Source organism: Bradyrhizobium sp. ma5 (genome assembly GCF_042258955.1).
GTDB lineage: Bacteria > Pseudomonadota > Alphaproteobacteria > Rhizobiales > Xanthobacteraceae > Bradyrhizobium.
In genome coordinates this window covers 4,836,732-4,860,957 of the sequence record NZ_CP170156.1, presented here as the reverse complement: position 1 = coordinate 4,860,957, position 24,226 = coordinate 4,836,732, and the positions used below count along the sequence as shown (strand labels likewise).

Below are 24,226 nucleotides of genomic sequence, written 5' to 3'. Positions count from 1 at the left end.
GGCGTGGCCGGGTCTCGCCCGGCCGCCGCTTCAATTCCACGAACAACGATTTCCCTGTCGCTGACAGCGGCGCCATCGGGCGCCGCGGTTTCTGTACAGGCAAGAAGGACATTGAACGATGGCAACGATCTCAGCAGCGATGGTCAAGGAACTCCGCGAGTCGACCGGCGCGGGCATGATGGATTGCAAGGCGGCGCTGACCGAGACCGACGGCGACATGACCGCCGCGCAGGATTGGCTGCGCAAGAAGGGCCTCTCCAAGGCCGCCAAGAAGGCTGGCCGCGTCGCTGCCGAGGGCCTGATCGGCGCGCTGACCTCCGGCACCAAGGGTGTGCTGGTCGAGGTCAATTCCGAGACCGACTTCGTTGCGCGCAACGAGCAGTTCCAGGGCCTGGTCAAGATGATTGCGCAGGTCGCGCTGAAGCACGGCTCCGACGTCGAGGTCATCAAAGCCGCCAAGGTTGGCGACTTCACGGTGGAGCGGGCGATCTCGGACGCGATCGCCACCATCGGCGAGAACATGTCGCTGCGCCGCGCTGCTTCGCTCGAGGTGAGCAAGGGCGTGGTGTCGAGGTACGTCCACAACGCCGTCGTCGAAGGCGCCGGCAAGATCGGCGTGATCGTGGCGCTGGAGTCCACTGGCAAGACCGACGAGCTCGCCGTGCTCGGCCGCCAGCTCGCCATGCACGTCGCGGCGGCAAAGCCGCTGGCGCTCGACCCGGCCGGGCTCGATCCGGAGACCGTCAAGCGCGAGAAGGACGTGCTGGCCGACAAGTACCGCCAGCAGGGCAAGCCGGAGAACGTCATCGAGAAGATCGTCGATTCCGGCCTGAAGACCTACTACAAGGAGGTCTGCCTGCTCGATCAGGCCTTTATCCACGACAGCGGCAAGTCCGTTGCCCAGGCGGTGAAGGAAGCTGAGGGTAAGGTTGGCGGGCCGATCAAAATCGCTGGCTTTGTGAACTATGCTCTCGGTGAGGGAATCGAGAAGCAGGAAAGCGACTTCGCCGCCGAAGTCGCGGCCGCCAGCGGCAAGAAGTAACCGCTGACACCAAGGCGTCCGGCGCACGCGCCGGAGGCCTGCCTGCGCGGGATAAGAAAGCGATCGCATCATGGCTGAGCCGATCTATCGTCGCGTGGTGATCAAGCTGTCCGGCGAATATCTGGCCGGCTCCCACGGGTTCGGTATCGATCAACCGACCGTCGACCGTGTCGCCGACGACCTGATCGCGGCCCGCAAGCTCGGCATCGAGGTCGCCGTCGTGATCGGCGGCGGCAACATCGTCCGCGGCGTCGAGGTGTCCTCGCGCGGCGTGTCCCGGCCGACCGGCGACACCATGGGGATGCTTGCCACCATGATGAACTGCCTCGCGCTCGAGGCGGCGATCGAGCGCAAGGGGAGCCCGGCGCGGACCTTGTCGGCATTCGTGATGCCGGAGATTTCCGAGCTGTTCACCCGTAGTGCGACGCACAAATATCTCGCCGAGGGACGCATCGTCCTGCTCGGCGGCGGAACCGGCAACCCGTTCTTCACCACCGATACCACCGCCGTGCTGCGCGCGGCCGAGATCGGCGCGCAGGCGGTGCTGAAAGCCACCAATGTCGACGGCGTCTACAGCGCCGATCCGAAGAAGGACCCCAAAGCCAAGCGCTTCGACCGCCTGACCCATTCGCAGGCAATCGAGGGCGGTTACAAGGTCATGGACGCGACCGCTTTCGCACTTGCCCGCGAGACGTCGCTGCCTATCATCGTGTTCTCGATCGCGGAGCCCGGTTCGATCGGTGCGATTCTGCGCGGTACCGGACACGGCACGGTCGTCGCCGGCTGATTGCCGCGCCTCCGGGTCCAGACTTTGGACCCGAGGGCGTCGACAGCCGGTTTCTAGTAAAGGGAGAAGCGTCATGGCCGCAGCTGGTTTTGACATCAACGACGTGAAGCGCCGCATGCAGGGCGCTACACAATCGCTCAAGCACGAGCTCGGCGGTCTGCGTACCGGCCGCGCCGCTGCCTCCATGCTGGAGCCGGTCCAGGTCGAGGCTTACGGCTCGCATATGCCGCTCAACCAGGTTGCGACCATCAGCGTGCCCGAGCCGCGCCTGCTCTCGGTGCAGGTCTGGGACAAGTCGATGGTGAAGGCCGTGGAGAAGGCGATCATCGACTCCAATCTCGGCCTTTCGCCGGCAACCGAAGGCCAGGTGTTGCGCTTGCGGATTCCCGAACTCAACGAGGAGCGCCGCAAGGAACTGGTCAAGGTCGCGCACAAATACGCGGAAGCTGCCAAGGTAGCGGTACGCCACGTGCGCCGCGACGGCCTCGACGTGATCAAGAAGCTCGAGAAGAATCACGAGATCTCCGAAGACGATCAGGAGCGCCTGTCGAACGAGGTGCAGAAGGCGACCGACGGCGTGATCGCCGAAGTCGATCAGCTGCTTGCCGCCAAGGAAAAGGAAATCCTGACGGTCTGAAGGCGCTACGGGAAAGAGCCGATGTCGAATGCCGCCGCCCCAGCAACTGACGGACCGGATCGCTCCGGCAGTCCGTTGCATGTGGCGATCATCATGGACGGCAACGGGCGCTGGGCCGCTTCGCGCGGCCTGCCGCGCGTCGAGGGCCACCGCCGCGGCGTCGAGGCACTGCGCCGCGTGGTGCGTGCGGCCCATGAACTCGGCATCGTCTATCTCACGATCTTTTCGTTCAGCTCGGAAAACTGGTCGCGCCCGGCCAGCGAGATCGGCGATCTGTTCGGCCTGCTGCGCCGCTTCATCCGCAACGATCTGGCGACGCTGCATCGTGACGGCGTGCGGGTGCGCGTGATCGGCGAGCGCGCCGGGCTCGACCCCGACATCTGCGCGCTGCTCAACGAGGCCGAGGAGCTGACGCGGAATAACGTCAAGCTCAACCTCGTGGTCGCCTTCAACTACGGCTCGCGGGCGGAGATCGCTGCCGCCGCGCGGCGCCTTGCGCGCGAGGTCGCCGAGGGCAAGCGCGACGCCAACTCCATCGATGCCGATACGCTCGGGCAATATCTCGATGCGCCCGACATTCCGGACCCCGACCTGATCATCCGCACCAGCGGCGAACAGCGGCTGTCGAACTTCCTGATGTGGCAGGCCGCCTATAGCGAGCTCGTGTTCGTGCCGATTCACTGGCCGGATTTCGACAAGGCGGCGCTCGAAGGCGCGATTGCGGAATACGGCAAACGTGAGCGCCGGTTCGGCGGCCTCGCCGCGAAAACCGGATCGTGAGCGAGCGCGAAGCCGCACCGGCGGCAGCAAGCGAGCAATCGCCGGCGGCACCAGGCGAGCAGGGCTCGCGCAACCTCGTGATGCGCGTGGTTGCGGCGCTGGTACTGGCGCCGGTCGCGATCGCGCTGGCCTATCTGGGTGGCGTGGCCTGGTCGCTGCTGGTGACGCTGATTGCGGTCGGATTGTTCGCGGAATGGCTCATGGTCACCGGGCTCGGACGCGAACTCCGCGTCATGGTGCCCGGTGTTGTCGCGCTGCTGCTTGCCGGACTTTGCCTGATCGCCGGCCGCATTGATGCGGCGCTGGCGGTCCTCGCCGTCGGTGCGGTTGTTGTGGCGCTGACCTCGGGCGCGCGGCGCAACTGGGCGATTGCGGGATTGCTCTACGCTGCGGCCGCAGAGATCGCATCGGTGGTGCTGCGTCTCGATACGGCGAAGGGCTTTGCCGCGCTGATGTTCGTGCTGCTGATCGTGTGGGTCACCGACATCGGCGGCTATTTCGCGGGCCGCAGCATCGGCGGGCCGAAGCTTTGGGTGCGGGTCAGCCCGAAGAAGACATGGGCTGGCGCGGCCGGCGGTTTCGTCGCGAGCCTGTTGGTTGCGGCCTGCTTTGCCGCCTTCGAGATCGGCACGACCGGGCCGCTGCTGATGCTCGGAGCCGTGTTGTCGGTGGTCTCGCAGCTTGGCGATCTCTTCGAATCCGCGGTCAAGCGGCGGTTCGGGGTGAAGGACTCGAGCCACATCATTCCCGGCCATGGCGGCCTTCTGGATCGCCTGGACGGATTTGTCGCGGCCGTCGTTGTGGCGGCGATTTTCGGCTTTCTCCGTGGTGGCGCCGATGGCGTCGGACGCGGTCTTATGGTTTGGTGATGAGATGAGCGCAGTTCCGTTGCGTAACAACAAGGCCGCGGCGGCATCCGCCGCGCGGTCCGTGACCGTCCTCGGTGCCACCGGCTCGATCGGCGACAGCACGATGGATCTGCTGCGTGGCGCGCGCGACCGCTACCGGGTCGAGGCGCTGACCGCGAACAGCAATGTCGAGGGACTGGCCAAGCTCGCCAAGGAGTTCGGCGCGCGGTTCGCCGCCATCGCCGATCCGGCGCGACTTTCCGAATTGAAGGACGCGCTGGCCGGAACCCGCATCGAATGCGGGGCCGGGGAGAGCGCCATCATCGAGGCGGCCGCGCGGCCGGCGGATTGGGTGATGGCCGCGGTCAGCGGCGCTGCCGGATTGAAGCCGGCACTCGCCGCTGTCGATCGCGGCGCAACCGTCGCGCTCGCCAACAAGGAGTGCCTGGTCTGTGCCGGCGATATCTTCATGGAGCGGGCCAAGAAGGCTGGCGCCTGCATCCTGCCGGCGGACTCCGAGCATAATGCGCTGTTCCAGGCGCTGGCTTCCGGCAATCGCGAGGAACTGACGCGGGTGATCATCACTGCGTCCGGCGGGCCGTTCCGCACCTGGGCTCCCGCCGACATCGAACAGGCGACGTTGGAACAGGCGCTCAAGCATCCGAACTGGAGCATGGGGCAGAAGATCACGATCGATTCCGCCTCGATGATGAACAAGGGCCTTGAGGTGATCGAGGCGTCCTATTTGTTCGCCCTGTCGCCCGACGAGATCGACGTGCTGGTGCACCCGCAGTCGATCATCCATGGCATGGTCGAGTTCTCCGATCGCTCCGTGATGGCCCAGCTCGGCACGCCCGATATGCGGATCCCGATCGCGCATTGCCTCGGCTGGCCGGATCGGATCGTGGGCCCGTCAGCCAAGCTCGATCTCGCCAAGATCGGACAGCTCACCTTCGAGGCGCCGGACTTTCAGCGTTTCCCTGGGCTGCGCCTCGCCTACGAGGCGCTGCGCCTCGGGCATGGCGCGACGACGGTCTACAACGCCGCGAACGAAATCGCGGTCGCCGCGTTTATCGCCGGCAAGATCAAGTTCGGTGCGATTGCCCGGCTGGTCGAGGCGACCATGAACGATTGGATCAGGTCGGGGAATCAGCCACCACTGAACTCGGCGGATGATGCGATTTCCGTTGACCATATCGCGCGAAATAAAGCTGCCGCCCTATTGCCTCAAATTGCCTTAAAGGCAACCTAGAGGGTTGGGGACGGAGCCTATGGCTCTTGTCGAGGGGAATTCGAATGCTCGAGTATTTGCTTCATAGTATCAATGCGTTGAGCCATGGGCTCCTCGGCTATATCGTTCCCTTCCTCTTCGTCCTGACCATCGTTGTCTTCTTTCACGAGCTCGGCCACTTCCTGGTCGCGCGCTGGGCCGGCGTGAAGGTGCTGACGTTCTCGCTGGGGTTCGGACCGGAGCTTGCCGGCTTCAACGACCGGCATGGCACACGCTGGAAGATCTCCGCTATCCCGCTCGGCGGTTACGTCAAATTCTTCGGCGACGACAGCGAGGCATCGACGCCCTCGACGGAGACGCTCGCCGCCATGACGGCGGAGGAGCGCGAAGGCAGCTTCCACCACAAGTCGGTCGGCAAGCGTACCGCAATCGTCGCGGCCGGTCCGGTGGCGAACTTCATTCTAGGCGCCCTGATTTTCGCGGGCATGGCGCTCTATTACGGCAAGCCCAGCACGATCGCCCGGGTCGATGGCCTGGTCGCCGAAAGCGTCGCTGCGAACGCAGGGTTCAAGGTCGGTGATGTCGTCGTCGATATCGATGGCAGTGCGATCCAGAGCTTCGCCGACATGCAGCGGATCGTAGCTTCGAATGCTGGTTCAGAGCTTGGTTTCAAAGTGAAGCGGGACGGCGCGATCGTTTCGCTGAAGGCGGCGCCGGCGCTGAAGGAGGTCAAGGACCCCTTCGGCAATGCCCACCGAATCGGCGTGCTTGGAATCGAGCACAAGGCCCAGGTCGGCGAATCATCCAGTGCTCCGGTCGGCGTGCTGGAAGCGATGAAGATCGGTGTCGAGCAGGTTTGGTACATTATTTCCAGCACGTTCAAGTTCCTGGGGTCGCTGTTCGTCGGGACCGGCAATCCGGCCGAGGTGAGCGGGGTCATTGGAATCGCGAAGCTGTCGGGGCAGGCCGCGAGCGCCGGATTCCAGTTCGTCGTCAATCTCTGCGCCATCCTCTCAGTCTCGATCGGGCTGTTGAATCTGTTCCCGATCCCGCTTTTGGACGGTGGACACCTCCTGTTCTACAGCGCGGAGGCGCTTCGTGGACGCCCGCTCTCGGAGCGGACGCAGGAGGTGGGTTTCCGAATCGGTCTGGGTTTGGTTCTGATGCTGATGGTGTTTGCGACGTATAACGACATCCTCAGAATCGCTGGGTCCTGAAACGGGGCTTTTCTGTGGCGTTGCCAATGGGCAACGTCTTGGTATGAAAATGGAAATGTTCAGCTGTAGTAAGTTTGCCCCCTAGGCAAAGTTGGCTACAAGCTGAGCGGCAGGTTGGGAATCTGTCGGGTCGTTGGGGAACGGTCCGGCATTGCTAAAGATAAGGGCGCGTTGCGCATGATGTTTGGAATGCGAGTGAGGGGGGGGCTGTTCGCCGCCTTGGTCATGTTCGCCGCGCCAGCGGCGGCCACCTTGGCGGCCGTTGCTGTCTCTGCGCCTGCGCATGCGCAGACTGTTGATTCGATTGCGGTGGAGGGGAACCGTCGCGTCGAGCTCGAAACCATTCGTTCCTATTTCCATCCCGGACCGGGCGGTCGGCTGGGCCAGGCCCAGATCGATGACGGCCTGAAGGCGCTGATCGAGACCGGCCTGTTCCAGGACGTCCATATCGATCAGCGGGGCGGGCGCTTCGTCGTGGTCGTGGTCGAGAACCCGGTGATTGGCCGCGTTGCCTTCGAAGGCAACAAGAAGGTCAAGGACGAGCAGCTCACCGCCGAAGTCCAGTCCAAGCCGCGCGGCACCTTCTCGCGCCCGATGGTGCAGTCGGATGCCCTGCGCATTGCCGAAATCTACCGCCGCTCCGGCCGTTACGACGTGCGGGTCAATCCGCAGATCATCGAGCAGCCGAACAACCGCGTCGACCTGATCTTCGAGGTCAATGAAGGCGTGAAGACCGGTGTGCGGTCGATCGAGTTCCTGGGCAACAATGCCTATTCGGCGTCCCGCCTGCGCGACGTCATCAAGACCCGCGAATCGAACCTCCTGAGCTTCCTTGGCGGCAACGACGTCTATGACCCGGACCGGGTCGAAGCCGACCGCGACTTGATTCGCCGCTTCTACCTCAAGAACGGCTATGCCGATGTACAGGTCGTGGCCGCACTGACCGAATACGATCCCGACAAGAAGGGCTTCCTGGTTACCTTCAAGATCGAAGAGGGCCAGCAGTACCGCGTCGCCGCCGTCAACTTCACCTCGTCGATCGCAACACTCGACCCGAACGCGCTGCGCTCGTACTCGCGCGTCAATACCGGCTCGCTCTACAACGCCGAGGCGCTGGAGAAGTCGGTCGAGGAGATGCAGATCGAGGCATCGCGCCGCGGCTATGCATTCGCGGTGGTCCGGCCGCGCGGCGACCGCAATTTCGACAATCACACGGTGTCGATCACCTTCGCGATCGATGAAGGTCCGCGCACCTATATCGAGCGTATCAACGTCCGCGGTAACAGCCGCACGCGCGATTACGTGATCCGCCGCGAATTCGATATCTCGGAAGGCGACGCCTACAACCGTGCGCTGGTGGACCGTGCAGAGCGCCGGCTGAAGAACCTCGACTTCTTCAAGACAGTGAAGATCACCACCGAACCCGGATCCTCCAGCGATCGCGTCATCCTGATCGTCGATCTCGAGGAGAAGTCGACTGGCGACTTCTCGGTGTCGGGCGGCTATTCGACCACCGACGGCGCGCTGGCTGAAGTCAGCGTCTCCGAGCGCAATCTGCTCGGCCGCGGCCTGTTCGCGAAGGCGTCGGTGACCTATGGCCAGTATGCCCGCGGCTACTCGCTGTCGTTCGTCGAGCCCTATCTGCTCGACTATCGTGTCGCGCTCGGCCTCGATTTCTATCAGCGCCAGCAGCTGTCCAACAACTACATCGCCTACGGCACCAAGACGCTCGGCTTCAGCCCGCGTCTCGGCTTCAGCCTGCGGGAAGACCTGTCGCTGCAGCTGCGCTACTCGATCTATCAGCAGGAAATCACCCTGCCGTCGACGCTCAACAACTGTAACAACAATCCCTTCCTGGCTGACGGCGTAACGCCCAATCCCGCATTCAATCCGAGCCCGGCCTATGCGAACCTGAACGGGATCAGCCTGGTGTCGACCAATGGTCTCGGCTGCTACAGCGACGGTGAAGCCTCGCTGCCGGTCCGCAAGGAACTGGCTGGCGGCAAGACGTTGACGTCGGCGCTGGGTTATACGCTCAACTACAACACGCTCGACAACAACAAGAACCCGACCGACGGTCTGATCGTCGACTTCAAGCAGGACTTCGCCGGCGTCGGTGGCGACGTCAGCTACATCAAGAGCGCGATCGACGCGAAGTACTACACCCCGCTGGTCTCTGATATCGTCGGCGTGATCCACGCCCAGGGCGGCATCCTGAACAAGCTGGGCAGCGACGAACTGCGCATGCTGGATCACTTCCAGATGGGCCCGAACTTGGTCCGCGGCTTCGCGCCGAACGGCATCGGTCCGCGTGACATCAATCCGTACGGCACCATGGACGCCGTCGGCGGCACCAAGTACTGGGGCGTGTCGGCGGAACTGCAGATGCCGTTCTGGTTCCTGCCGAAGGAAGTCGGGCTCAAGGGCGCGGTCTATGCCGACGCCGGCGGCCTGTACGACTACAAGGGACCGACCTCGTGGGCGGCGACCGGCGAAGTCAACACGCCCGGCTGCGTCAGGCCGACCAACAACCCACCGTCTCCGGGTACCTGCTTGGGTCTGAGCTATGACGACAGCAAGGTTGTCCGTACCTCGGTCGGTGTCGGCCTGATCTGGCAGTCGCCGTTTGGTCCGCTGCGCTTCGATTACGCCGTACCGCTGACCAAGGGTGCGTATGACCGCGTGCAAGAATTCCGGTTTGGCGGCGGCACGACTTTCTAACACCGCTGATCGACCGGACTGCGACGGATGGAATGGCGCAGCCGATCTTCTACAAGAGTCCTCCTTCGTCATCGCTGGCTGAAATTGCCGCGCTGACGAAGGCGCAACTGGTCGACCCCGAAAGGGGCGCGCTTCAGATCAGGGGGCTGGCTTCGCTTGACGAGGCCGGTCCGATGCATCTCGCGTTTTTCGACAATCTCAAATACGCCGACCAGCTTGCCGCGACCAAGGCCGGTGCCTGCCTGGTCAGCCCGCGCTTCGAGGCGCAGGTGCCGAAGGGCACCGCGGTGCTGCGCGCGGCGAAACCGTTCCAGGTGTTCGTCGAGCTTGCCCGCGAATGGCACGCCGATGCGCTGCGGCCGCAATCCTGGTTCGGGACCGAGGGCATCGCCCCGTCGGCGATCATCGATCCCACCGCGCGCCTCGAGGACGGCGTCATCGTCGATCCGCTGGTCGTGATCGGCCCACGGGTCGAGATCGGCGCCGGCACCATCATCGGCGCCGGCGCGGTGATCGGCGCCGACGTCAAGATCGGCCGCGACTGCAATGTCGGCGCCAAGACCACCATTCAGTTCGCGCTGATCGGCAACAACGTGCTGATCCACCCGGCCTGCAATATCGGCCAGGACGGCTACGGCTTCATCTTCTTCGGGCCGGCCGGGCACGTGAAGGTGCCGCAGACCGGCCGCGTGGTGATCCAGAACAATGTTGAGGTCGGCGCCGCCTCGACCATCGACCGCGGTTCCCTGCGCGATACCGTGATCGGTGAGGGCACCAAAATCGACAACCAGGTCCAGATCGGCCACAATGTGACCATCGGCCGGCACTGCCTGCTCGCGGCCCAGATCGGGCTCGCCGGCAGTCTGACGATCGGCGATAATGTTGCGCTCGGCGCCAAGGTGGGCATCAACAACCACCTCAAGATCGGCGACGGCGCCCAGGTGACGGCGATGAGCGCGGTCAAGGACGACATTCCGGCCAATGGTCGCTGGGGCGGGCACTTCGCCAAGCCGACCAAGCAGTGGTTCCGGGAAATTATCGCGGTGGAGCGCCTGGTGCGCGACAACGAAGCCAAAGGCAAGGAACAGGAGTGATGGAGGAGGCACCGGTCAAATTCGAGCTCGTGGATATCAACGATATCCTGAAGACGCTCCCGCATCGCTTTCCGATGTTGCTGATCGACCGGGTGATCAAGATCCGCACCGACTACAGCGGCATCGGCATCAAGAACGTCACCTTCAACGAGCCGCCGTTCCAGGGGCATTTCCCGGATCGTCCGGTCTATCCCGGCGTGATGATGATCGAGGCGATGGCGCAGACCGCCGGCGTGATCGGCATCAAGTCGGTCGAGGGCACCGAGAAGCCGCGCGCGGTGTATTTCCTCACCATCGACAAGTGCAAGTTCAGGAAGCCGGTGATGCCCGGCGACACCATCGAGTACCACATGCGCTCGCTCGGCCGCCGCAAGACGATGTGGTGGTTTCACGGCGACGCCAAGGTCAACGGCCAGGTCGTCGCCGAGGCCGATGTCGGTGCGATGCTGACGGATTAGAGCAACGTCAGCTCGCCGCCGTCACGACGTGCTGCAGGCATATCGGCCGTCCGCGCCGGCGATCCGCAGCACGCGATTGAGGAAGACGCCCATCGATGGTGCGATCATCAGTGCGTCGTAGGTCTCCGTAGGCACGCCGCAATAGTGCTGGTAGCTGCCCCTGACCGCGACCAGCAGCGTGCGCTCGCTTGCGCTGTAGCAGACCCGCTGGACGATCGTGCTGCGGTTGATGTCGCGACACTCGAAGCTCGAGAGATTGACGGTCGTGCTGTTTCCGAGATCGACGGTCTCCGGACCGACCGGCGCGGAGAACAGGCTGAGGATCAGTGCGGCGGCCCGGACCATGGATCGGTTGCGACCTTCTCGTTTGCAACAGGCGGTCATCATACGTCACTGGACAGGGCGGGCAAAGTCGCGCTAACGACCGCTCAAATCGACTGATACCACCTTGGCGCGATTAACGAATTCCGGACCGTAACGACATGAGCATGATCGACCCCACTGCGCGGATTGCGGATGGCGCTATGATCGGGGCCGGCACCGAGATCGGTCCGTACTGCATCATCGGCCCCAACGTCGTGCTGGGCGAGAACTGCAAGCTGATCGCGCATGTCACTGTCAGCGGACACACGAAGATCGGCGCCGGCTGCGTCATCTCGCCGTTTGCCGCGCTCGGCGGGCCGCCACAGGATCTGAGCTATCGCGGCGAACCGACCCGTCTTGAAGTCGGCGAAGCCTGTACGATCCGCGAAGGCGTGACGATGAATGTCGGCACGATCAAGGGCGGCGGGCTCACCCGCGTCGGCGACCGCGGCTTCTTCATGAACAACAGCCATGTCGGCCATGATTGCATGGTCGGCAATGGTGTGATCTTCGCGACCTCGGCGACGCTCGGCGGCCACTGCGAGATCGGCGACTCCGTCTATATCGGCGGCCTGTCAGCAGTGCACCAGTTCACCCGCGTCGGCTCGCAGGTGATGATCGGTGGCGTCTGCGGCGTGCGCGGCGACATCATCCCGTTCGGGCTCGCCAACGGTCAATATGCGGTGCTCGAAGGGCTCAACATCATCGGCATGCGGCGGCGCCAGTTCACCAAGGCGCGGCTCGCGACGGTGCGCGCGTTCTATCAAAAGCTGTTCCACGGCCCCGGCATCTTCGCCGAGCGGCTGGTGTCGGTGCAGCCGCTCGCGGGCGAGGATCCTGCGATCGCGGAGATCCTCGCCTTCATCGAGGGCGGCAAGCTCCGGCCGCTCTGTCTTCCCGCCGACGTCAATTGAGCAGGGGATGGCCGCCAGCATGACGTCAGCGGCTCCCTCGCTTTCCTCGCCGGTCGGCGTGATCGCCGGCGGCGGCGCCATGCCGTTCGCGGTCGCCGATCAGCTCACCGCGCGCGGCATCACGCCGGTGCTGTTCGCGCTGCGCGGCGCCTGCGATCCGGCGCGCGCGCAGCGGTTTCGTCATCGCTGGATCTCGGTCGGCCAGCTCGGACGCGCGACCCGGCTGTTCCGCGACGAAGGCTGCCGCGACCTGATCTTCATCGGCACGCTGGTGCGTCCCGCGCTGTCGGAGATCCGGCTCGACTGGGGCACGCTGCGTTTGCTCGGCCACGTCGTGCGCGCGTTTCGTGGCGGCGACGATCATTTGCTGTCGAGCGTTGGCCGCATCCTCGAGCAGCAGGGATTTCGCATGGTCGGAATCAAGGATGTCGCGCCCGATCTCCTGATGCCTGAGGGCGCCGTGACGCGCACGACGCCGGACTCGAGCGCGCTCGCCGACATCGCACGCGGACGCAGTGTGCTCGATGCGCTCGGCCCGTTCGACATCGGTCAGGCCGCCGTGGTGATCGACGGTCACGTCGTTGCGGTTGAGGACATCGAAGGCACCGATGGGCTGCTCGCGCGGGTGGCGCGGCTGCGCGCCGAGGGCCGTATCCGCGCCAAGGCCGGCCGCGGCGTGCTGGTGAAGGCGCCGAAGAGCAAGCAGGATCTGCGCTTCGATCTGCCGACCATCGGCCCTCGGACGGTTGAGGGCGCGGCCGCGGCGGGCATCGCCGGGATCGCCGTGATTGCCGGTAACACGCTTGCCGCCGAGCCGCAGGCCCTGATCGAGGCCGCCGACGCCAAGGGGCTGTTTGTCATCGGACTGGCGGGCTGATGCAGGCGCGCAGTCCCAGCAGCGGCCGCAAGATCTTCCTCATCGCGACCGAGGAGTCCGGTGATCGCCTCGGCGCGGCACTGATGAAGGTGCTGCGCCAGCGCCTCGGCGATGCCGTGCAATTTTCCGGCGTCGGCGGCCGGCAGATGACGAGCGAGGGTATCGATCCGCTGTTTCCGATCGAGGAGCTCTCGATCATCGGCTTTGCCGCCGTCGTGAAGCAATTGCCGAAGATCCTGCAATTGATCCGGCGTACGGCCGATGCCGTGCTCGATGCTGCGCCCGACATGCTCGTCATCATCGACAGCCCTGACTTCACCCACCGCGTCGCGCGCCGCGTTCGCGCGCGCAACCCGAACATTCCGATCGTCAACTACGTGTCGCCATCGGTCTGGGCGTGGCGGCCGGGTCGAGCGCGCGCGATGCGAGGCTATGTCGATCACGTGCTCGCGCTGCTGCCGTTCGAACCGGAGGAATATCGCAAGCTGCAGGGGCCGCCATGCAGCTATGTCGGACATCCCCTGACCGAGCAGCTCACTGCGCTCCGGCCGAACGAGGAGGAACAGAAGCGGCGCGATGCGCAGCCGCCGGTCCTGCTGGTGCTGCCCGGAAGCCGGCGCAGCGAGATCAGGCATCATCTGGCGCTGTTCGGCGCGGCGCTCGGCCAGCTCAGCAAGCAAACCCCGTTCGAGCTCGTGCTTCCGACCATGCCGCATCTCGAGGCCATGGTGCGCGAAGGCGTCGCGTCGTGGCCCGTGGTGCCGCGGCTTGCCGTCGGCGAGACCGAGAAGCGCGCCGCATTCCGCGTGGCCCGCGCGGCGCTCGCAAAGTCGGGCACGGTGACGCTGGAGCTCGCGCTGTCAGGCATTCCGATGGTGACGGCCTATCGCGTCGGTGCTGCGGAAGCGTTCATCCTGCGCCGTGCGATCCGGGTGTCGTCGGTGATCCTCGCCAATCTCGTGATCGGCAGCGACATCATTCCCGAGTTCCTGCAGGAGGACTGCACGCCGGATAAGCTCGCGCGCGCACTGGGTGACGTCCTCGCGGATTCGCCGGACCGTCTGCGGCAGCTCGTGGCGTTCGCGACGATGGACGGCAAGATGTCGACCGGCGACCAGCCGCCGAGTGTCCGCGCCGCCGACATAGTGCTCGCGGAAATGAGCCGGCGTTCAACCTAGTCATTCGGTCATCGTGGTGATGCGGCGACATGTGGCCGCAACGGTTCCGCTTGCTTTGGGAATTTAGGCTGCGCTAATATTAGTAATAACTAATATTGATGCGGAGCGCCGTCATGAAGATCGATCCTGTCGCCTATGTCGGAGCCGTCGTTCGCGAAGTCGCGGTCCGGGAGCGCGATGGCAAGCCGGCGTGGGCGGTCATCGCGACCCGCAGCTACGACACCGACATCGCCGATCTCTGGGACGCGCTGACCAATCCCGAGCGCATTCCGCGCTGGTTCCTGCCGATCTCGGGCGATCTCAGGCTGGGCGGCCGCTATCAGTTCCAGGGTCAGGCGGGCGGGGAAATCACGACGTGTGAGCCGCCGCGCCGGCTTGCCGTGACCTGGGAGGCGATGGGCGCCGTCAGCTGGGTCACCGTGACTCTGGCCGACGATGGCGCCGGCGGCACGCGGCTCGAGCTGGAGCATCTTTCACTGATCGAGGGCGACTTCTGGGATCGCTACGGGCCCGGCGCGGTCGGTGTCGGCTGGGACCTCGCCTTGATCGGGCTCGCGCTCTATGTCGCGGCAGGCCCCGGCGGGCAGTTCGACCGGGCGGCAGCCGAGGCCTGGCCCGGCTCCGGGGACGGCAAGGATTTCATCCGCCGCAGCAGTGCGGACTGGTGCAGGGCGTCGATCACGGCGGGAACGGACGAGGCGGCGGCACGTCGGGCCGGAGCCAACACGACGTCGTTCTATTGCGGCGAGCCCGAGCCGGGCGGTGGAGGCTAGCGGTGCACGCCTTCGACATCTTGGGCGATCCGGTTCGCCGGCGCATCCTGGAACTGCTGGCGACCGGCGAGCATAGTTCGGGCGACGTCGTTGCCGTCGTGCAGCGCGATTTCGGCATCACCCAATCGGCGGTCTCGCAGCAGCTGCGGATCCTGCGGGACGCCGGTTTCGCGTCGGTGCGCGCCGACGGCACGCGCCGGATCTATGCCGTGGAGCCGGCGCGGCTGCGCGAGGTCGATGACTGGCTCGACCGGTTCAGGGCGTTCTGGCTGCCGCGTCTCGATGCGCTCGCGACCGAGGTCGCGGGCGGCAAACGAAAACGGCGCCATCGGGAATGATGGCGCCGTCTCGAACTTGTCAGCGATGAAGCTTACTTGCGCTTGTCGATCGTCACATAGTCGCGGCGCGCCACGCCGGTGTAGAGCTGGCGCGGACGGCCGATCTTCTGCTGCGGATCCTCGATCATCTCGCTCCACTGGCTGATCCAGCCGACGGTGCGGGCGACTGCGAACAGCACGGTGAACATCGAGGTCGGGAATCCCATCGCCTTCAGCGTGATGCCCGAATAGAAGTCGACGTTCGGGTAGAGCTTGCGGTCGATGAAGTAGGGATCGCTGAGCGCGATCTTCTCGAGCTCGAGCGCAACCTTCAGCATCGGGTCATCGCCATGGCCGGTCTCGGCCAGCACCGCGTGACACATCTTCTGCATGATCTTGGCGCGCGGATCGTAGTTCTTGTAGACGCGGTGACCGAAGCCCATCAGGCGGACTTCGCTGTTCTTGTCCTTCACCTTGGCGATGAACTCGGGGATCTTGTCGACCGTTCCGATCGACGACAGCATGGCGAGCGCGGCTTCGTTGGCGCCGCCATGGGCCGGACCCCACAGGCAGGCGATGCCGGCCGCGATGCAGGCGAACGGGTTGGCGCCCGAGGAGCCGGCGATACGCACCGTCGAGGTCGACGCGTTCTGCTCGTGATCGGCATGCAGGATGAAGATCTTGTCGAGCGCGTCGGCGAGCACCGGGTTGATCTTGTATTCCTCGCACGGCACCGCGAAGCACATCTGCAGGAAGTTCTCGGCGAAGGAGAGCGAGTTCTTCGGATACACGAAGGGCTGGCCGATGGTGTATTTGTAGGCCATCGCCGCCAGTGTCGGCACCTTCGCGATCATCCGCATCGAGGCGATCATGCGCTGTTTCGGATCGTTGATGTCGGTGGAGTCATGGTAGAACGCGGCGAGCGCGCCGACCGCAGCAACCATGATCGCCATCGGATGCGCGTCGCGGCGGAAGCCCTGGAAGAAGCGCGCCATCTGCTCGTGCACCATGGTGTGGTGGATCACGCGATGGTCGAAGTCCTTCTTCTGCGCCGGGGTCGGAAGCTCCCCGTAGAGCAGCAGGTAGCAGGTCTCGAGGAAGTCGCCGTTCTCGGCGAGCTGCTCGATCGGGTAGCCGCGGTATTCGAGGATACCGGCGTCGCCGTCGATATAGGTGATCTTCGACTGGCAGCTGCCGGTCGAGGTGAAGCCGGGGTCGTAGGTAAACACCCCGGCCTGGCCGTAGAGCTTGCCGATGTCGATGACATCAGGCCCAACCGTGCCGCTCAGGATCGGGAAATCGTAGTTCTTGTTGCCAATGGTGAGTGTGGCTGTCTTGCTGGATTTTGCGTCCATCGTGATATCCCCGATGAAATCGTTGCGAAAACCGACCTTGCCCAGTCGCTAATTTGCGGCCCATGGCGGGGCGGAACGGCTTGTGGAGAAAGCGTCCGGGGATGGGTAGCTCATTGCAATGTGCGCTGCAAGATGGACCCTGGAGGGGGTCCATGCAGGATCACACCGCCTGATCGGCGAGACGAGCGAGACACTCCTGGCGTCCCAGCACGGCCAGCACGTCGAATATGCCCGGCGACGTCGTCCGGCCCGTCAGTGCCACCCGCAGCGGCTGGGCAACAGCACCGAGTTTCAGATTGTTCTGCTCGGCGAAATTCCGCATGGCGGTCTCTGTGGTTTCCGCCGTCCAGTCATTGACGGCCTCCAGCGCGGTGCGCAGCCGGCCGATCAACGCGCGTGTTTCCGGCGTGAGTAGCGCGGATGCTTTCGGATCGAGCTCCAACGGGCGATCGGCGAAAATGAAGTAGGCGCTCGCGATCAGCTCGATCAGCGTCTTGGCGCGCTCCTTCAGGTTTGGCATCGCCCGCAGCAATTGCGCGCGGGTGGTGTCATTGAGCTTGGCCTTCAGCGCGGCGCCTTCAGGAACATAATCCAGCACGCTCTCGAATTGGGTCACGAGGGATTGATCGTCGCTCTGCCGGATATAGTGGCCGTTGAGGTTCTCCAGCTTGGCGAAATCGAACCGCGCCGCCGAGCGGCCGATGCCGGAGAGATCGAACGCGTCGATCATCTCCTGCGTCGAGAAGATCTCCTGGTCGCCGTGGCTCCAGCCGAGCCGGACGAGATAGTTGCGCAAGGCGGCCGGCAGATAGCCCAGCGCTCGGTAGGCATCGACGCCGAGCGCGCCATGGCGCTTCGACAGTTTCGAGCCGTCGGGCCCATGGATCAGCGGAATGTGGGACATGCTCGGCAGCTCCCACTCCAGCGCGTCGTAGATCTGCTTCTGGCGCGCGGCGTTGATCAGGTGGTCGTCGCCGCGGATGATGTGGGTGACGCCCATATCGTGGTCGTCGACCACGACCGCGAGCATGTAGGTCGGGGTGCCGTCGCCGCGCAGCAGGACGAGGTCGTCGAGGTTCTCGTTCTGCCAGACCACGCGGCCCTGGACCTGATCCTCGATCACGGTCTCGCCGGTCTGCGGCGCCTTGAGGCGGATGGTCGGCTTGACATCGGAAGGCGCGGACGCCGGATCGCGGTCACGCCACATGCCGTCATAGAGGCGGGTGCGGCCCTCGGCGCGCGCTTTCTCGCGCATCGCGGCCAGTTCCTCCGGGGTGGCGTAGCAGTAATAGGCCCGCCCGGCGGCGAGCAGGCCCTCGGCGACCTCGCGATGGCGCGCAGCGCGGCTGAACTGGTAGATGACGTCGCCGTCCCAATCGAGCTCGAGCCATTTCAGGCCGTCCAGGATGGCGTCGATCGCCGCCTCGGTCGAGCGTTCGCGGTCGGTGTCCTCGATCCGGAGCAGCATCTTGCCGCCGAGCTTCCTGGCATAGAGCCAGTTGAACAGCGCGGTGCGGGCGCCTCCGATATGGAGGAAGCCGGTTGGCGAGGGGGCGAAGCGGGTAACGACGGAATTGGTCATGATCGATTGCGACGTATGCTGGAATGGGCGGTGGTGTATATCAGGAACCGGACATAACTAAAGCCCCGGCTGACCTTTTGCCGGCCAAACCAGGCTTTGAAAGCAGGCTTGGCCGGACGGCGCGAATTTGGCAGAAGGTTAAGCTTAATCCTCCAGGGAACCCTTTGATGACGACTGACACGACGGCAGAGGCAGGGCGCGACTTCATCCGCGACATCGTCCAGGCCGATCTCTCCTCCCATAAGCACAACCGGATCGTGACCCGCTTTCCGCCGGAGCCGAACGGCTACCTGCATATCGGCCACGCCAAGTCGATCGCCCTGAATTTCGGCATCGCGCAGGAATTCGGCGGCCAGTGCAATTTGCGCTTCGACGACACCAATCCGACCAAGGAGGAGCAGGAGTACATCGACTCGATCCAGGCCGACGTGCATTGGCTCGGCTACGATTGGGGCAAAAACCTCTTCTTTGCGTCGGACTATTTCGAGCGCCTGTACGATTGGGCCGAGGGCCTGATCAAGGCCGGCTACGCCTATGTCGACGATCAGTCGCAGGAGGAGATCCGCACGTCCCGCGGCACCTTGACCGAGCCCGGCAAGAACTCGCCGTTCCGCGACCGCACAGTCGAGGAGAACCTCGACCTGTTCCGCCGCATGAAGGCCGGCGAGTTCTCGAACGGCGCTCGCGTGCTACGCGCCAAAATCGACATGTCGGCCGGCAACATCAACCTGCGCGATCCCGTGCTGTACCGCATCCTGCACGCCCACCATCCGCGCACCGGCGACAAATGGTCGATCTACCCGAACTACGACTATGCGCACGGCCAGTCGGACGCGATCGAGGGCATCACCCATTCGATCTGCACGCTGGAGTTCGAAGATCACCGCCCGCTCTATGAGTGGCTGCTCGACAAGCTGCCGGTGCCCTCGAAGCCGCGTCAGTACGAAATGGCGCGGCTCAATTTGACCTACACGCTGCTGTCCAAACGCGTGCTGACCCAGCTCGTCCGTGAGGGCCATGTCGCGGGCTGGGACGATCCGCGCATGCCGACCGTCGCAGGCCTGAAGCGGCGCGGCGTGCCGCCGGCTGCGGTGCGCGAATTCATCAAGCGTATCGGTGTCGCCAAGGCCAACAGCGTGGTCGATGTCGGCATGCTCGAGTTCTGCATCCGCGAGGAGCTGAACCGCACGTCGCAGCGCCGGATGGCGGTGCTGCGGCCGCTCAAGGTGGTGATCGAGAACTATCCGGAAGGGCAGGTCGAGGAGATCGAGGCGATCAACCACCCCGATAATCCGGAAGCCGGCACCCGCAAGATCGCCTTCGGCCGCGAGCTTTATATCGAGCGCGACGACTTCATGGAGAATCCGCCGAAGAAGTTCTTCCGCCTCTCGCCTGGCAATGAGGTGCGGCTGCGCTACGCCTACTTCATCAAGTGCACGGGCGTCGTGAAGAACGACGCCGGCGAGATCGTCGAGCTTCGCGCGACCTACGATCCCGCGACCAAGGGCGGCAACGCGCCCGATGGCCGCAAGGTGAAGGCGACGATGCACTGGTTGCCGGCGGCGCAGTCGAAGCCGGCGGAGATCCGCATCTACAATCAGCTGTTCGCCAACCCGAGCCCGAACGCCGCCAATTTCGCCGCCGACCTCAACCCGCAGTCGCTGGAAGTGCTGAGCGATGCGCGGGTTGAGCCTGCGATCGCCGAGGGCAATTCGCCTGAGGCGATGCAGTTCGAGCGGCAGGGCTATTTCGTGCGCGATGCGGATTCGACGCCGGACCGGCTGGTGTTCAACCGCACCATCGGCCTGCGCGATACCTTCGCCAAGGAAGTCGGCGGCAAAGGTTAGCGCAATCCTGCGCGGACAACGGACGGAGGCAATCGATGCCTGACGAAGCCGAAGACATCGCCTCCGCCATCATCGCGAGATGGTCCGCAGGTTTCAGTAAGCTCGATGCGGACACACTTGCTGCGCTCTACTCGCGGCACGCGTTCTTCTTCGGCTCGAACCCGACGCTCTATCGCGGCCGCGACGGCGTGAAGGCCTATTTCAACGGCCTGCCGCGCTGGCACGCACCGCGCGTACAGTTCAGCGATATCAGGACCGAACGGGTGAATGCCGATCTCGTCAATATGGCTGCTATCGCGTCGTTCTTCCTCGACGGCGATGCGCCTTCGCTTACCGTCAAGATCACCTGGGTGATCACGCGGGAGGACGGCGACTGGAAGATCGCCTGCCATCACGTCTCCTCGCAGGCGCCATTGATCTAGCACCCGCCAAAATATCGAAAACAACCCCATGCAAAGTAGCCGGCGGTCGCCGGCGTTCGACATGGCAACTTGACACGTCGGGCAAATCAACGGTATTTTTCCATTATTCCGAAATCATTCAAGGCGCCCATTCAAGCTCTAGCCGGGGCCCGCATCACGTCTCGGCGGACATGTTCTGCTCTTGCAGGATTTTGACGAGCGCCCGGTGCTCCAGGCAGCCGGCCAATCCCGGCAGCGTGAGCAGGGTGGCCGGCACGGTCACGCCCTTCGGCGAGCGAAGTTCAATGTGCTCGAGATGCAGTCCCGGATGCGATCGCGTGGTGGGTCGCACCAAGGCATCGAGCCTGCCGTCGATCAGTTCGCCGAGATCGCCGGTCGCGGAGAGATTGATGCGCAATTGCCGTTGATCCTGCCGCGTCAGGCTTTGGATCGCAGGGCACTTCCTTGACAGGATGACCGGTGCAACGCCGAGCCGAAGCCGCCTGCCGCGAAGCGCGGGCGCCGTGCGATGCGTCGCATGCGATATCTCGCGGAAGGCGCGGCTGATCGACGGCAGGTACTCTTCGCCGGCGGTCGTCAGCAGCAATCCGCGCGGCAACCGCCGGAACAGCGCGATCCCCAACGCGGTCTCCAGCGCCTTGACCTGCTGGCTGACCGCGCCGGGCGTCACGCACAGTTCGTCGGCCGCGCGCTTGAAGCTCAAATGCCGCGCGGACGTCTCGAAGGCGCGCAGTCCGTTCAGGGGAGGGAGACGGTAGCTCATTGTCGGCACTTCTCAGGTTCTGTCGAGCCGCAGTTTTCAGGGATAGATTTTCTAAGTCAACGGCCGAGAAGGATTAGTTTGATCCCGCCGGTCCGCTCCCGCAGAAATAGCCCGACCGGTTTTTGCCAGGGAGAGCATCCATGCCCGACACTCACGACGTGGCCATCAGTCATTTGCAGCGGCGCAAGATCGAGGGCCGCGTTCTGATCCCCTTCATCCAGACGCTGCGCGACAAGCTCGGCGACGACGCCACGCGGGAGCTCGTCGATGCCACGATACGCCGGCTCGCGGCCGAGGACGGCGCAACATGGGCCTCCACCTACGGACAGGGCATCGGGTCGTTGAGGCGGATCGTCGATGAATTGTGGGCGGGCGGCGGCGCTATGGAGGTCCAGATCCTGGACCAGTCAGAGGAGCAGTTTGCCTTCAATGTGAAGCGTTGCGGCTATGCCGAGTTCTACAAGGATCTCGGCCTCGCCGACATCGGCTACGAGGTTCACTGCAAGCGCGACCATGCCATGCTCGCAGGCTTCGACGACGGCCTGCAACTCTCCCGTTCCCAGACCTTGATGGAGGGGGCTTTGTGTTGCGATTTCCGCTTCCGCCGAACCCCGTAGCAGCCGCAGCTCGTGCTGCCGGATACCTTCGTGTTCCGGTTGTGTTCCGCTAGGCGGCCAGCGGGAGCTTCCGCTAGCTTTGTGGCCCGGCAGGGATCGCAAGCGGAATGGCGGAGCAGGGCACGACGCCGGGCGGCAGACGTGGCTACGCGGGGACTTGGCCGCCGCGCGCGGCTGCGCCGGTCGGTGGCTACATTCCGGTGCGCACCAGCATCTGGCGTCCTCTCGTCGAGACATTGCGGCAGTGGGTGCGTGCGGAGGCGGGCGCCGGACGGCTGTTGCCGTGGGTGCCGGTGGCATTCGGCACCGGGATTGCGTTCTATTTCGCGGCTGAGCACGAGCCGGTGTTGTCCGTCGCGGCCACTGTCGCGGTCGCGCTCTGCCTGCTGGCGTTGCTGCTGCGGCGGCGCCGGGTGTTTCCCGCCGTCGTGATGCTGGCTGCGGTCGCGGCGGGCTTTGCGACGGCGACATGGAAGACCGCGCGGATCGCCCATGGCGTGCTGGCGCGGCCGATATATTCCGTGGCGCTGACCGGTTTTGTCGAGACGCGCGACGTCAGGGAGAAGACCGACCGCTTCGTGCTGCGCGTCGTGTCGATGGAAAGCCAGCGCGAGGTGCCAAAACTCGAGCGCGTCAGGCTCTCGGTGAAGAAGGGCACCGCGCCTGATGTCGGCAGCTTCGTGGAATTGAAGGCGCGGCTGATGCCGCCGCTCGGGCCGCAGCGTCCGGGCTCCTACGATTTCGGCCGCGACCTCTATTTCCAGGGCATCGGCGCATCCGGCTTCGTGATGGGCGCGGTGAAGACGAGGGAGCCGCCGGCGAGCGGCGGCCTCGCGCTGCGTTATGCCGCCTTCATGCAGTGGCTGCGCGACGCCATCGACGCGCGGATCCGCACCACGCTGGACGGCGACCAGCGCGCGATAGCAACGGCGCTGCTCACCGGCCGGCGCGATGCGATCACGACGCCGGTCAACGACGCGATGTTCATCTCGGGGCTCGGCCATGTGCTGTCGATCTCCGGCTACCACATGGCGGTGGTCGCGGGCGTCGTGTTCTTCACGATCCGCGCGCTGCTTGCGCTGTTTCCGGCGCTGACGGCCGGACACCCGATCAAGAAATGGGCGGCGGCGGCCGCGCTCGTCGCGGCGGCGTTCTACCTCCTGCTGTCGGGGGCGGAGGTCGCGACCCAGCGATCGTTCTTCATGACGGCCGTGGTGCTGATCGCCGTGATCGTCGACCGCCGCGCGATCACCTTCCGCACGCTGGCGGTGGCGGCGCTGATCGTGCTCGCGATCGCGCCGGAGGCGCTGGTGCATCCGAGCTTCCAGATGTCGTTTGCGGCGACCCTTGGGCTGGTGGCGCTGGTGCAGATCGGGCTGCCGAACCTGCTCGCGTCGCCGGACCATTCCGCGACCGCGCGGGTTGCACTGTGGGGCGGGCGTGAGCTCACGATGCTGATGCTGGCCTCGCTGGTCGCAGGGCTCGCGACGACGCCTTACGCCGCGTTCCATTTCCATCGCGTGACGCCCTACGGGCTGCTGGCGAACCTCGCGGCGATGCCGGTGGTGTCGGCGGTCGTGATGCCGGCCGGGCTGCTCGGGCTGCTCGCCATGCCGTTCGGCTTCGACGGCGTGTTCTGGGCGATCATGGGGTTCGGCATCGACTGGATGATCCTGGTGACGCAATGGGTCGCGGCGCTCCCGGGCGCGGTCGGCCGGATGGCGGCGTTCGGGGTCGGGCCGATGATCGTTGCAAGCGCCGGCCTGATCCTGCTCGGGCTGTTGCGTTCGCAGCTGCGCTGGTCGGGCGCCGTGCTGCTGGTGGTGGCCTCGGTCTGGGCGGTGCGGGTGCCGCAGCCGGACGTTCTGGTCTCCGCCGACGGCCGCAATGTCGCGGTGCGGGGCGGCGACGGCCGGCTGCATCTGATGCACAGCGCGAAAGACGCCTTCCTGGTCAAGGAGTGGCTGGTGGCGGATGCCGATGCGCGGACCGCCACGGACGCCTCGCTCGGCCAGGGCGTCTCCTGCGATCCGAGCGGCTGCGTGACGCAGGGTCCCGGTGGCGCCTTCGTCGCGCTGGCGAGCCGGCCCGAGGCTCTGGCCGACGACTGCGAGCGTGCGGCGCTGATCGTGAGCGCGCGACCGGCGCCGAAGGATTGCGCGGCCTCGGTGATCGATGCCGAGCGGTTGCGGCGCCACGGCGCGCTGGTGCTGCGGCGCATCAGGGACGGCTACGCCATCGACGCGGTCAAGCCCGGCGGGATCGACCGGCCGTGGTCACCGGCGGTTCCCGGCGATGGCGAGAGCGAGACCACGCTGCGCACACCTGCCAGCGCGCCGCGGCCCGCCGTCGATGCGACACCGGCCGAGACCGATTTGCAGGGCGAAGACTAGCCGCCCAGGA

The 24,226-nt window shown here is 65.0% G+C and carries 23 protein-coding genes; 19 read left to right on the top strand and 4 right to left on the bottom strand.

Annotated features, from left to right (window positions below; all coding sequences use genetic code 11):
• Positions 1-118 precede the first annotated feature (118 nt).
• From tsf to fabZ, 10 genes are all read left to right on the top strand, one after another.
• Positions 119-1,042 carry a translation elongation factor Ts gene (gene tsf, locus ACE103_RS22525; protein ID WP_375774947.1) on the top strand — a complete coding sequence of 308 codons (924 nt, stop codon included), beginning with the start codon at positions 119-121 and terminating at the stop codon, positions 1,040-1,042.
• Between the two features lie 70 nt (positions 1,043-1,112).
• Complete coding sequence (pyrH, locus tag ACE103_RS22520; RefSeq protein ID WP_029080798.1) at positions 1,113-1,829, top strand: UMP kinase; 717 nt, start codon at positions 1,113-1,115, stop codon at positions 1,827-1,829.
• A gap of 73 nt (positions 1,830-1,902) precedes the next feature.
• Positions 1,903-2,466 carry a ribosome recycling factor gene (frr, locus tag ACE103_RS22515; protein ID WP_375774946.1) on the top strand — a complete coding sequence of 188 codons (564 nt, stop codon included), beginning with the start codon at positions 1,903-1,905 and terminating at the stop codon, positions 2,464-2,466.
• Positions 2,467-2,487: 21 nt separating this feature from the next.
• Positions 2,488-3,246, top strand: a complete 759-nt coding sequence (locus ACE103_RS22510; RefSeq protein WP_223967277.1) for an isoprenyl transferase — start codon at positions 2,488-2,490, stop codon at positions 3,244-3,246.
• A gap of 80 nt (positions 3,247-3,326) precedes the next feature.
• Positions 3,327-4,115 carry a phosphatidate cytidylyltransferase gene (locus ACE103_RS22505; RefSeq protein ID WP_375781162.1) on the top strand — a complete coding sequence of 263 codons (789 nt, stop codon included), beginning with the start codon at positions 3,327-3,329 and terminating at the stop codon, positions 4,113-4,115.
• Between the two features lie 4 nt (positions 4,116-4,119).
• Positions 4,120-5,346: a 1-deoxy-D-xylulose-5-phosphate reductoisomerase gene (gene dxr / locus ACE103_RS22500; RefSeq protein ID WP_375774945.1), complete on the top strand. Its 1,227-nt coding sequence runs from the start codon at positions 4,120-4,122 to the stop codon at positions 5,344-5,346.
• A 44-nt stretch (positions 5,347-5,390) separates the two neighbouring features.
• A complete protein-coding gene (gene rseP / locus ACE103_RS22495; RefSeq protein WP_375774944.1) occupies positions 5,391-6,542 on the top strand; it encodes an RIP metalloprotease RseP in 1,152 nt (383 codons plus the stop codon).
• A 177-nt stretch (positions 6,543-6,719) separates the two neighbouring features.
• Positions 6,720-9,263 (top strand): outer membrane protein assembly factor BamA, encoded by a 2,544-nt coding sequence (gene bamA, locus ACE103_RS22490; RefSeq protein ID WP_223967281.1) that lies wholly within the window; start codon positions 6,720-6,722, stop codon positions 9,261-9,263.
• A 32-nt stretch (positions 9,264-9,295) separates the two neighbouring features.
• Positions 9,296-10,357: a UDP-3-O-(3-hydroxymyristoyl)glucosamine N-acyltransferase gene (gene lpxD, locus ACE103_RS22485; RefSeq protein ID WP_375774943.1), complete on the top strand. Its 1,062-nt coding sequence runs from the start codon at positions 9,296-9,298 to the stop codon at positions 10,355-10,357.
• Entirely contained in the window at positions 10,357-10,815 is a 459-nt protein-coding gene (gene fabZ / locus ACE103_RS22480; protein WP_016841580.1) for a 3-hydroxyacyl-ACP dehydratase FabZ, read from the top strand. The genes lpxD and fabZ overlap by 1 nt, the downstream gene beginning before the upstream one ends.
• A gap of 21 nt (positions 10,816-10,836) precedes the next feature.
• On the opposite strand, the gene ACE103_RS22475 is transcribed toward fabZ, so the two are convergent.
• A complete protein-coding gene (locus ACE103_RS22475; protein ID WP_375774942.1) occupies positions 10,837-11,160 on the bottom strand; it encodes a KTSC domain-containing protein in 324 nt (107 codons plus the stop codon).
• Positions 11,161-11,297: 137 nt separating this feature from the next.
• Here ACE103_RS22475 and lpxA point away from each other — a divergent pair, with 137 nt between their 5' ends.
• From lpxA to ACE103_RS22450, 5 genes are all read left to right on the top strand, one after another.
• Entirely contained in the window at positions 11,298-12,092 is a 795-nt protein-coding gene (gene lpxA / locus ACE103_RS22470) for an acyl-ACP--UDP-N-acetylglucosamine O-acyltransferase (RefSeq protein WP_375774941.1), read from the top strand.
• A gap of 19 nt (positions 12,093-12,111) precedes the next feature.
• On the top strand, positions 12,112-12,969 hold the full coding sequence (locus tag ACE103_RS22465) for an LpxI family protein (protein ID WP_223967285.1): 858 nt from the start codon (positions 12,112-12,114) through the stop codon (positions 12,967-12,969).
• Positions 12,969-14,147: a lipid-A-disaccharide synthase gene (gene lpxB, locus ACE103_RS22460; RefSeq protein WP_375774940.1), complete on the top strand. Its 1,179-nt coding sequence runs from the start codon at positions 12,969-12,971 to the stop codon at positions 14,145-14,147. The genes ACE103_RS22465 and lpxB overlap by 1 nt, the downstream gene beginning before the upstream one ends.
• A 113-nt stretch (positions 14,148-14,260) precedes the next feature.
• Positions 14,261-14,920, top strand: coding sequence for an SRPBCC family protein (locus ACE103_RS22455; protein WP_375774939.1), 660 nt, complete (start codon positions 14,261-14,263; stop codon positions 14,918-14,920).
• Positions 14,921-14,922: 2 nt separating this feature from the next.
• Positions 14,923-15,258, top strand: coding sequence for an ArsR/SmtB family transcription factor (locus tag ACE103_RS22450; protein ID WP_375774938.1), 336 nt, complete (start codon positions 14,923-14,925; stop codon positions 15,256-15,258).
• Positions 15,259-15,290: 32 nt separating this feature from the next.
• Here the strand turns inward: ACE103_RS22450 and gltA are convergent, their stop codons facing one another.
• A complete protein-coding gene (gene gltA / locus ACE103_RS22445; protein ID WP_092114598.1) occupies positions 15,291-16,592 on the bottom strand; it encodes a citrate synthase in 1,302 nt (433 codons plus the stop codon).
• Positions 16,593-16,752: 160 nt separating this feature from the next.
• Complete coding sequence (gene gltX / locus ACE103_RS22440; protein ID WP_375774937.1) at positions 16,753-18,174, bottom strand: glutamate--tRNA ligase; 1,422 nt, start codon at positions 18,172-18,174, stop codon at positions 16,753-16,755.
• A 167-nt stretch (positions 18,175-18,341) separates the two neighbouring features.
• Here gltX and ACE103_RS22435 point away from each other — a divergent pair, with 167 nt between their 5' ends.
• Positions 18,342-20,021, top strand: coding sequence for a glutamine--tRNA ligase/YqeY domain fusion protein (locus ACE103_RS22435; RefSeq protein ID WP_375774936.1), 1,680 nt, complete (start codon positions 18,342-18,344; stop codon positions 20,019-20,021).
• Between the two features lie 35 nt (positions 20,022-20,056).
• Positions 20,057-20,443 (top strand): YybH family protein, encoded by a 387-nt coding sequence (locus ACE103_RS22430; protein ID WP_375774935.1) that lies wholly within the window; start codon positions 20,057-20,059, stop codon positions 20,441-20,443.
• A gap of 154 nt (positions 20,444-20,597) precedes the next feature.
• Here ACE103_RS22430 and ACE103_RS22425 read toward each other — a convergent pair whose 3' ends face one another.
• Complete coding sequence (locus ACE103_RS22425) at positions 20,598-21,206, bottom strand: LysR family transcriptional regulator (RefSeq protein WP_375774934.1); 609 nt, start codon at positions 21,204-21,206, stop codon at positions 20,598-20,600.
• Positions 21,207-21,346: 140 nt separating this feature from the next.
• Here ACE103_RS22425 and ACE103_RS22420 point away from each other — a divergent pair, with 140 nt between their 5' ends.
• Together ACE103_RS22420 and ACE103_RS22415 are read left to right on the top strand one after the other, a co-directional pair.
• The gene (locus tag ACE103_RS22420) at positions 21,347-21,823 is read left to right on the top strand and encodes an L-2-amino-thiazoline-4-carboxylic acid hydrolase (RefSeq protein WP_375774933.1); all 477 of its coding nucleotides are present in this window, start codon (positions 21,347-21,349) and stop codon (positions 21,821-21,823) included.
• 107 nt (positions 21,824-21,930) lie between these two features.
• Positions 21,931-24,216, top strand: coding sequence for a ComEC/Rec2 family competence protein (locus ACE103_RS22415; protein WP_375774932.1), 2,286 nt, complete (start codon positions 21,931-21,933; stop codon positions 24,214-24,216).
• The last annotated feature ends 10 nt before the right edge of the window (positions 24,217-24,226 follow it).

Excerpts from the sequence above, each read along its gene's own strand:
- tsf (WP_375774947.1), top strand. The coding sequence starts at position 119 with ATGGCAACGATCTCAGCAGCGATGGTCAAGGAACTCCGCGAGTCGACC.
- pyrH (WP_029080798.1), top strand. The coding sequence starts at position 1,113 with ATGGCTGAGCCGATCTATCGTCGCGTGGTGATCAAGCTGTCCGGCGAA.
- frr (WP_375774946.1), top strand. The coding sequence starts at position 1,903 with ATGGCCGCAGCTGGTTTTGACATCAACGACGTGAAGCGCCGCATGCAG.
- ACE103_RS22510 (WP_223967277.1), top strand. The coding sequence starts at position 2,488 with ATGTCGAATGCCGCCGCCCCAGCAACTGACGGACCGGATCGCTCCGGC.
- ACE103_RS22505 (WP_375781162.1), top strand. The coding sequence starts at position 3,327 with ATGCGCGTGGTTGCGGCGCTGGTACTGGCGCCGGTCGCGATCGCGCTG.
- dxr (WP_375774945.1), top strand. The coding sequence starts at position 4,120 with ATGAGCGCAGTTCCGTTGCGTAACAACAAGGCCGCGGCGGCATCCGCC.
- rseP (WP_375774944.1), top strand. The coding sequence starts at position 5,391 with ATGCTCGAGTATTTGCTTCATAGTATCAATGCGTTGAGCCATGGGCTC.
- bamA (WP_223967281.1), top strand. The coding sequence starts at position 6,720 with ATGATGTTTGGAATGCGAGTGAGGGGGGGGCTGTTCGCCGCCTTGGTC.
- lpxD (WP_375774943.1), top strand. The coding sequence starts at position 9,296 with ATGGCGCAGCCGATCTTCTACAAGAGTCCTCCTTCGTCATCGCTGGCT.
- fabZ (WP_016841580.1), top strand. The coding sequence starts at position 10,357 with ATGGAGGAGGCACCGGTCAAATTCGAGCTCGTGGATATCAACGATATC.
- ACE103_RS22475 (WP_375774942.1), bottom strand. The coding sequence starts at position 11,160 with ATGGTCCGGGCCGCCGCACTGATCCTCAGCCTGTTCTCCGCGCCGGTC.
- lpxA (WP_375774941.1), top strand. The coding sequence starts at position 11,298 with ATGAGCATGATCGACCCCACTGCGCGGATTGCGGATGGCGCTATGATC.
- ACE103_RS22465 (WP_223967285.1), top strand. The coding sequence starts at position 12,112 with ATGACGTCAGCGGCTCCCTCGCTTTCCTCGCCGGTCGGCGTGATCGCC.
- lpxB (WP_375774940.1), top strand. The coding sequence starts at position 12,969 with ATGCAGGCGCGCAGTCCCAGCAGCGGCCGCAAGATCTTCCTCATCGCG.
- ACE103_RS22455 (WP_375774939.1), top strand. The coding sequence starts at position 14,261 with ATGAAGATCGATCCTGTCGCCTATGTCGGAGCCGTCGTTCGCGAAGTC.
- gltA (WP_092114598.1), bottom strand. The coding sequence starts at position 16,592 with ATGGACGCAAAATCCAGCAAGACAGCCACACTCACCATTGGCAACAAG.
- gltX (WP_375774937.1), bottom strand. The coding sequence starts at position 18,174 with ATGACCAATTCCGTCGTTACCCGCTTCGCCCCCTCGCCAACCGGCTTC.
- ACE103_RS22435 (WP_375774936.1), top strand. The coding sequence starts at position 18,342 with ATGACGACTGACACGACGGCAGAGGCAGGGCGCGACTTCATCCGCGAC.
- ACE103_RS22430 (WP_375774935.1), top strand. The coding sequence starts at position 20,057 with ATGCCTGACGAAGCCGAAGACATCGCCTCCGCCATCATCGCGAGATGG.
- ACE103_RS22425 (WP_375774934.1), bottom strand. The coding sequence starts at position 21,206 with ATGAGCTACCGTCTCCCTCCCCTGAACGGACTGCGCGCCTTCGAGACG.
- ACE103_RS22420 (WP_375774933.1), top strand. The coding sequence starts at position 21,347 with ATGCCCGACACTCACGACGTGGCCATCAGTCATTTGCAGCGGCGCAAG.
- ACE103_RS22415 (WP_375774932.1), top strand. The coding sequence starts at position 21,931 with ATGGCGGAGCAGGGCACGACGCCGGGCGGCAGACGTGGCTACGCGGGG.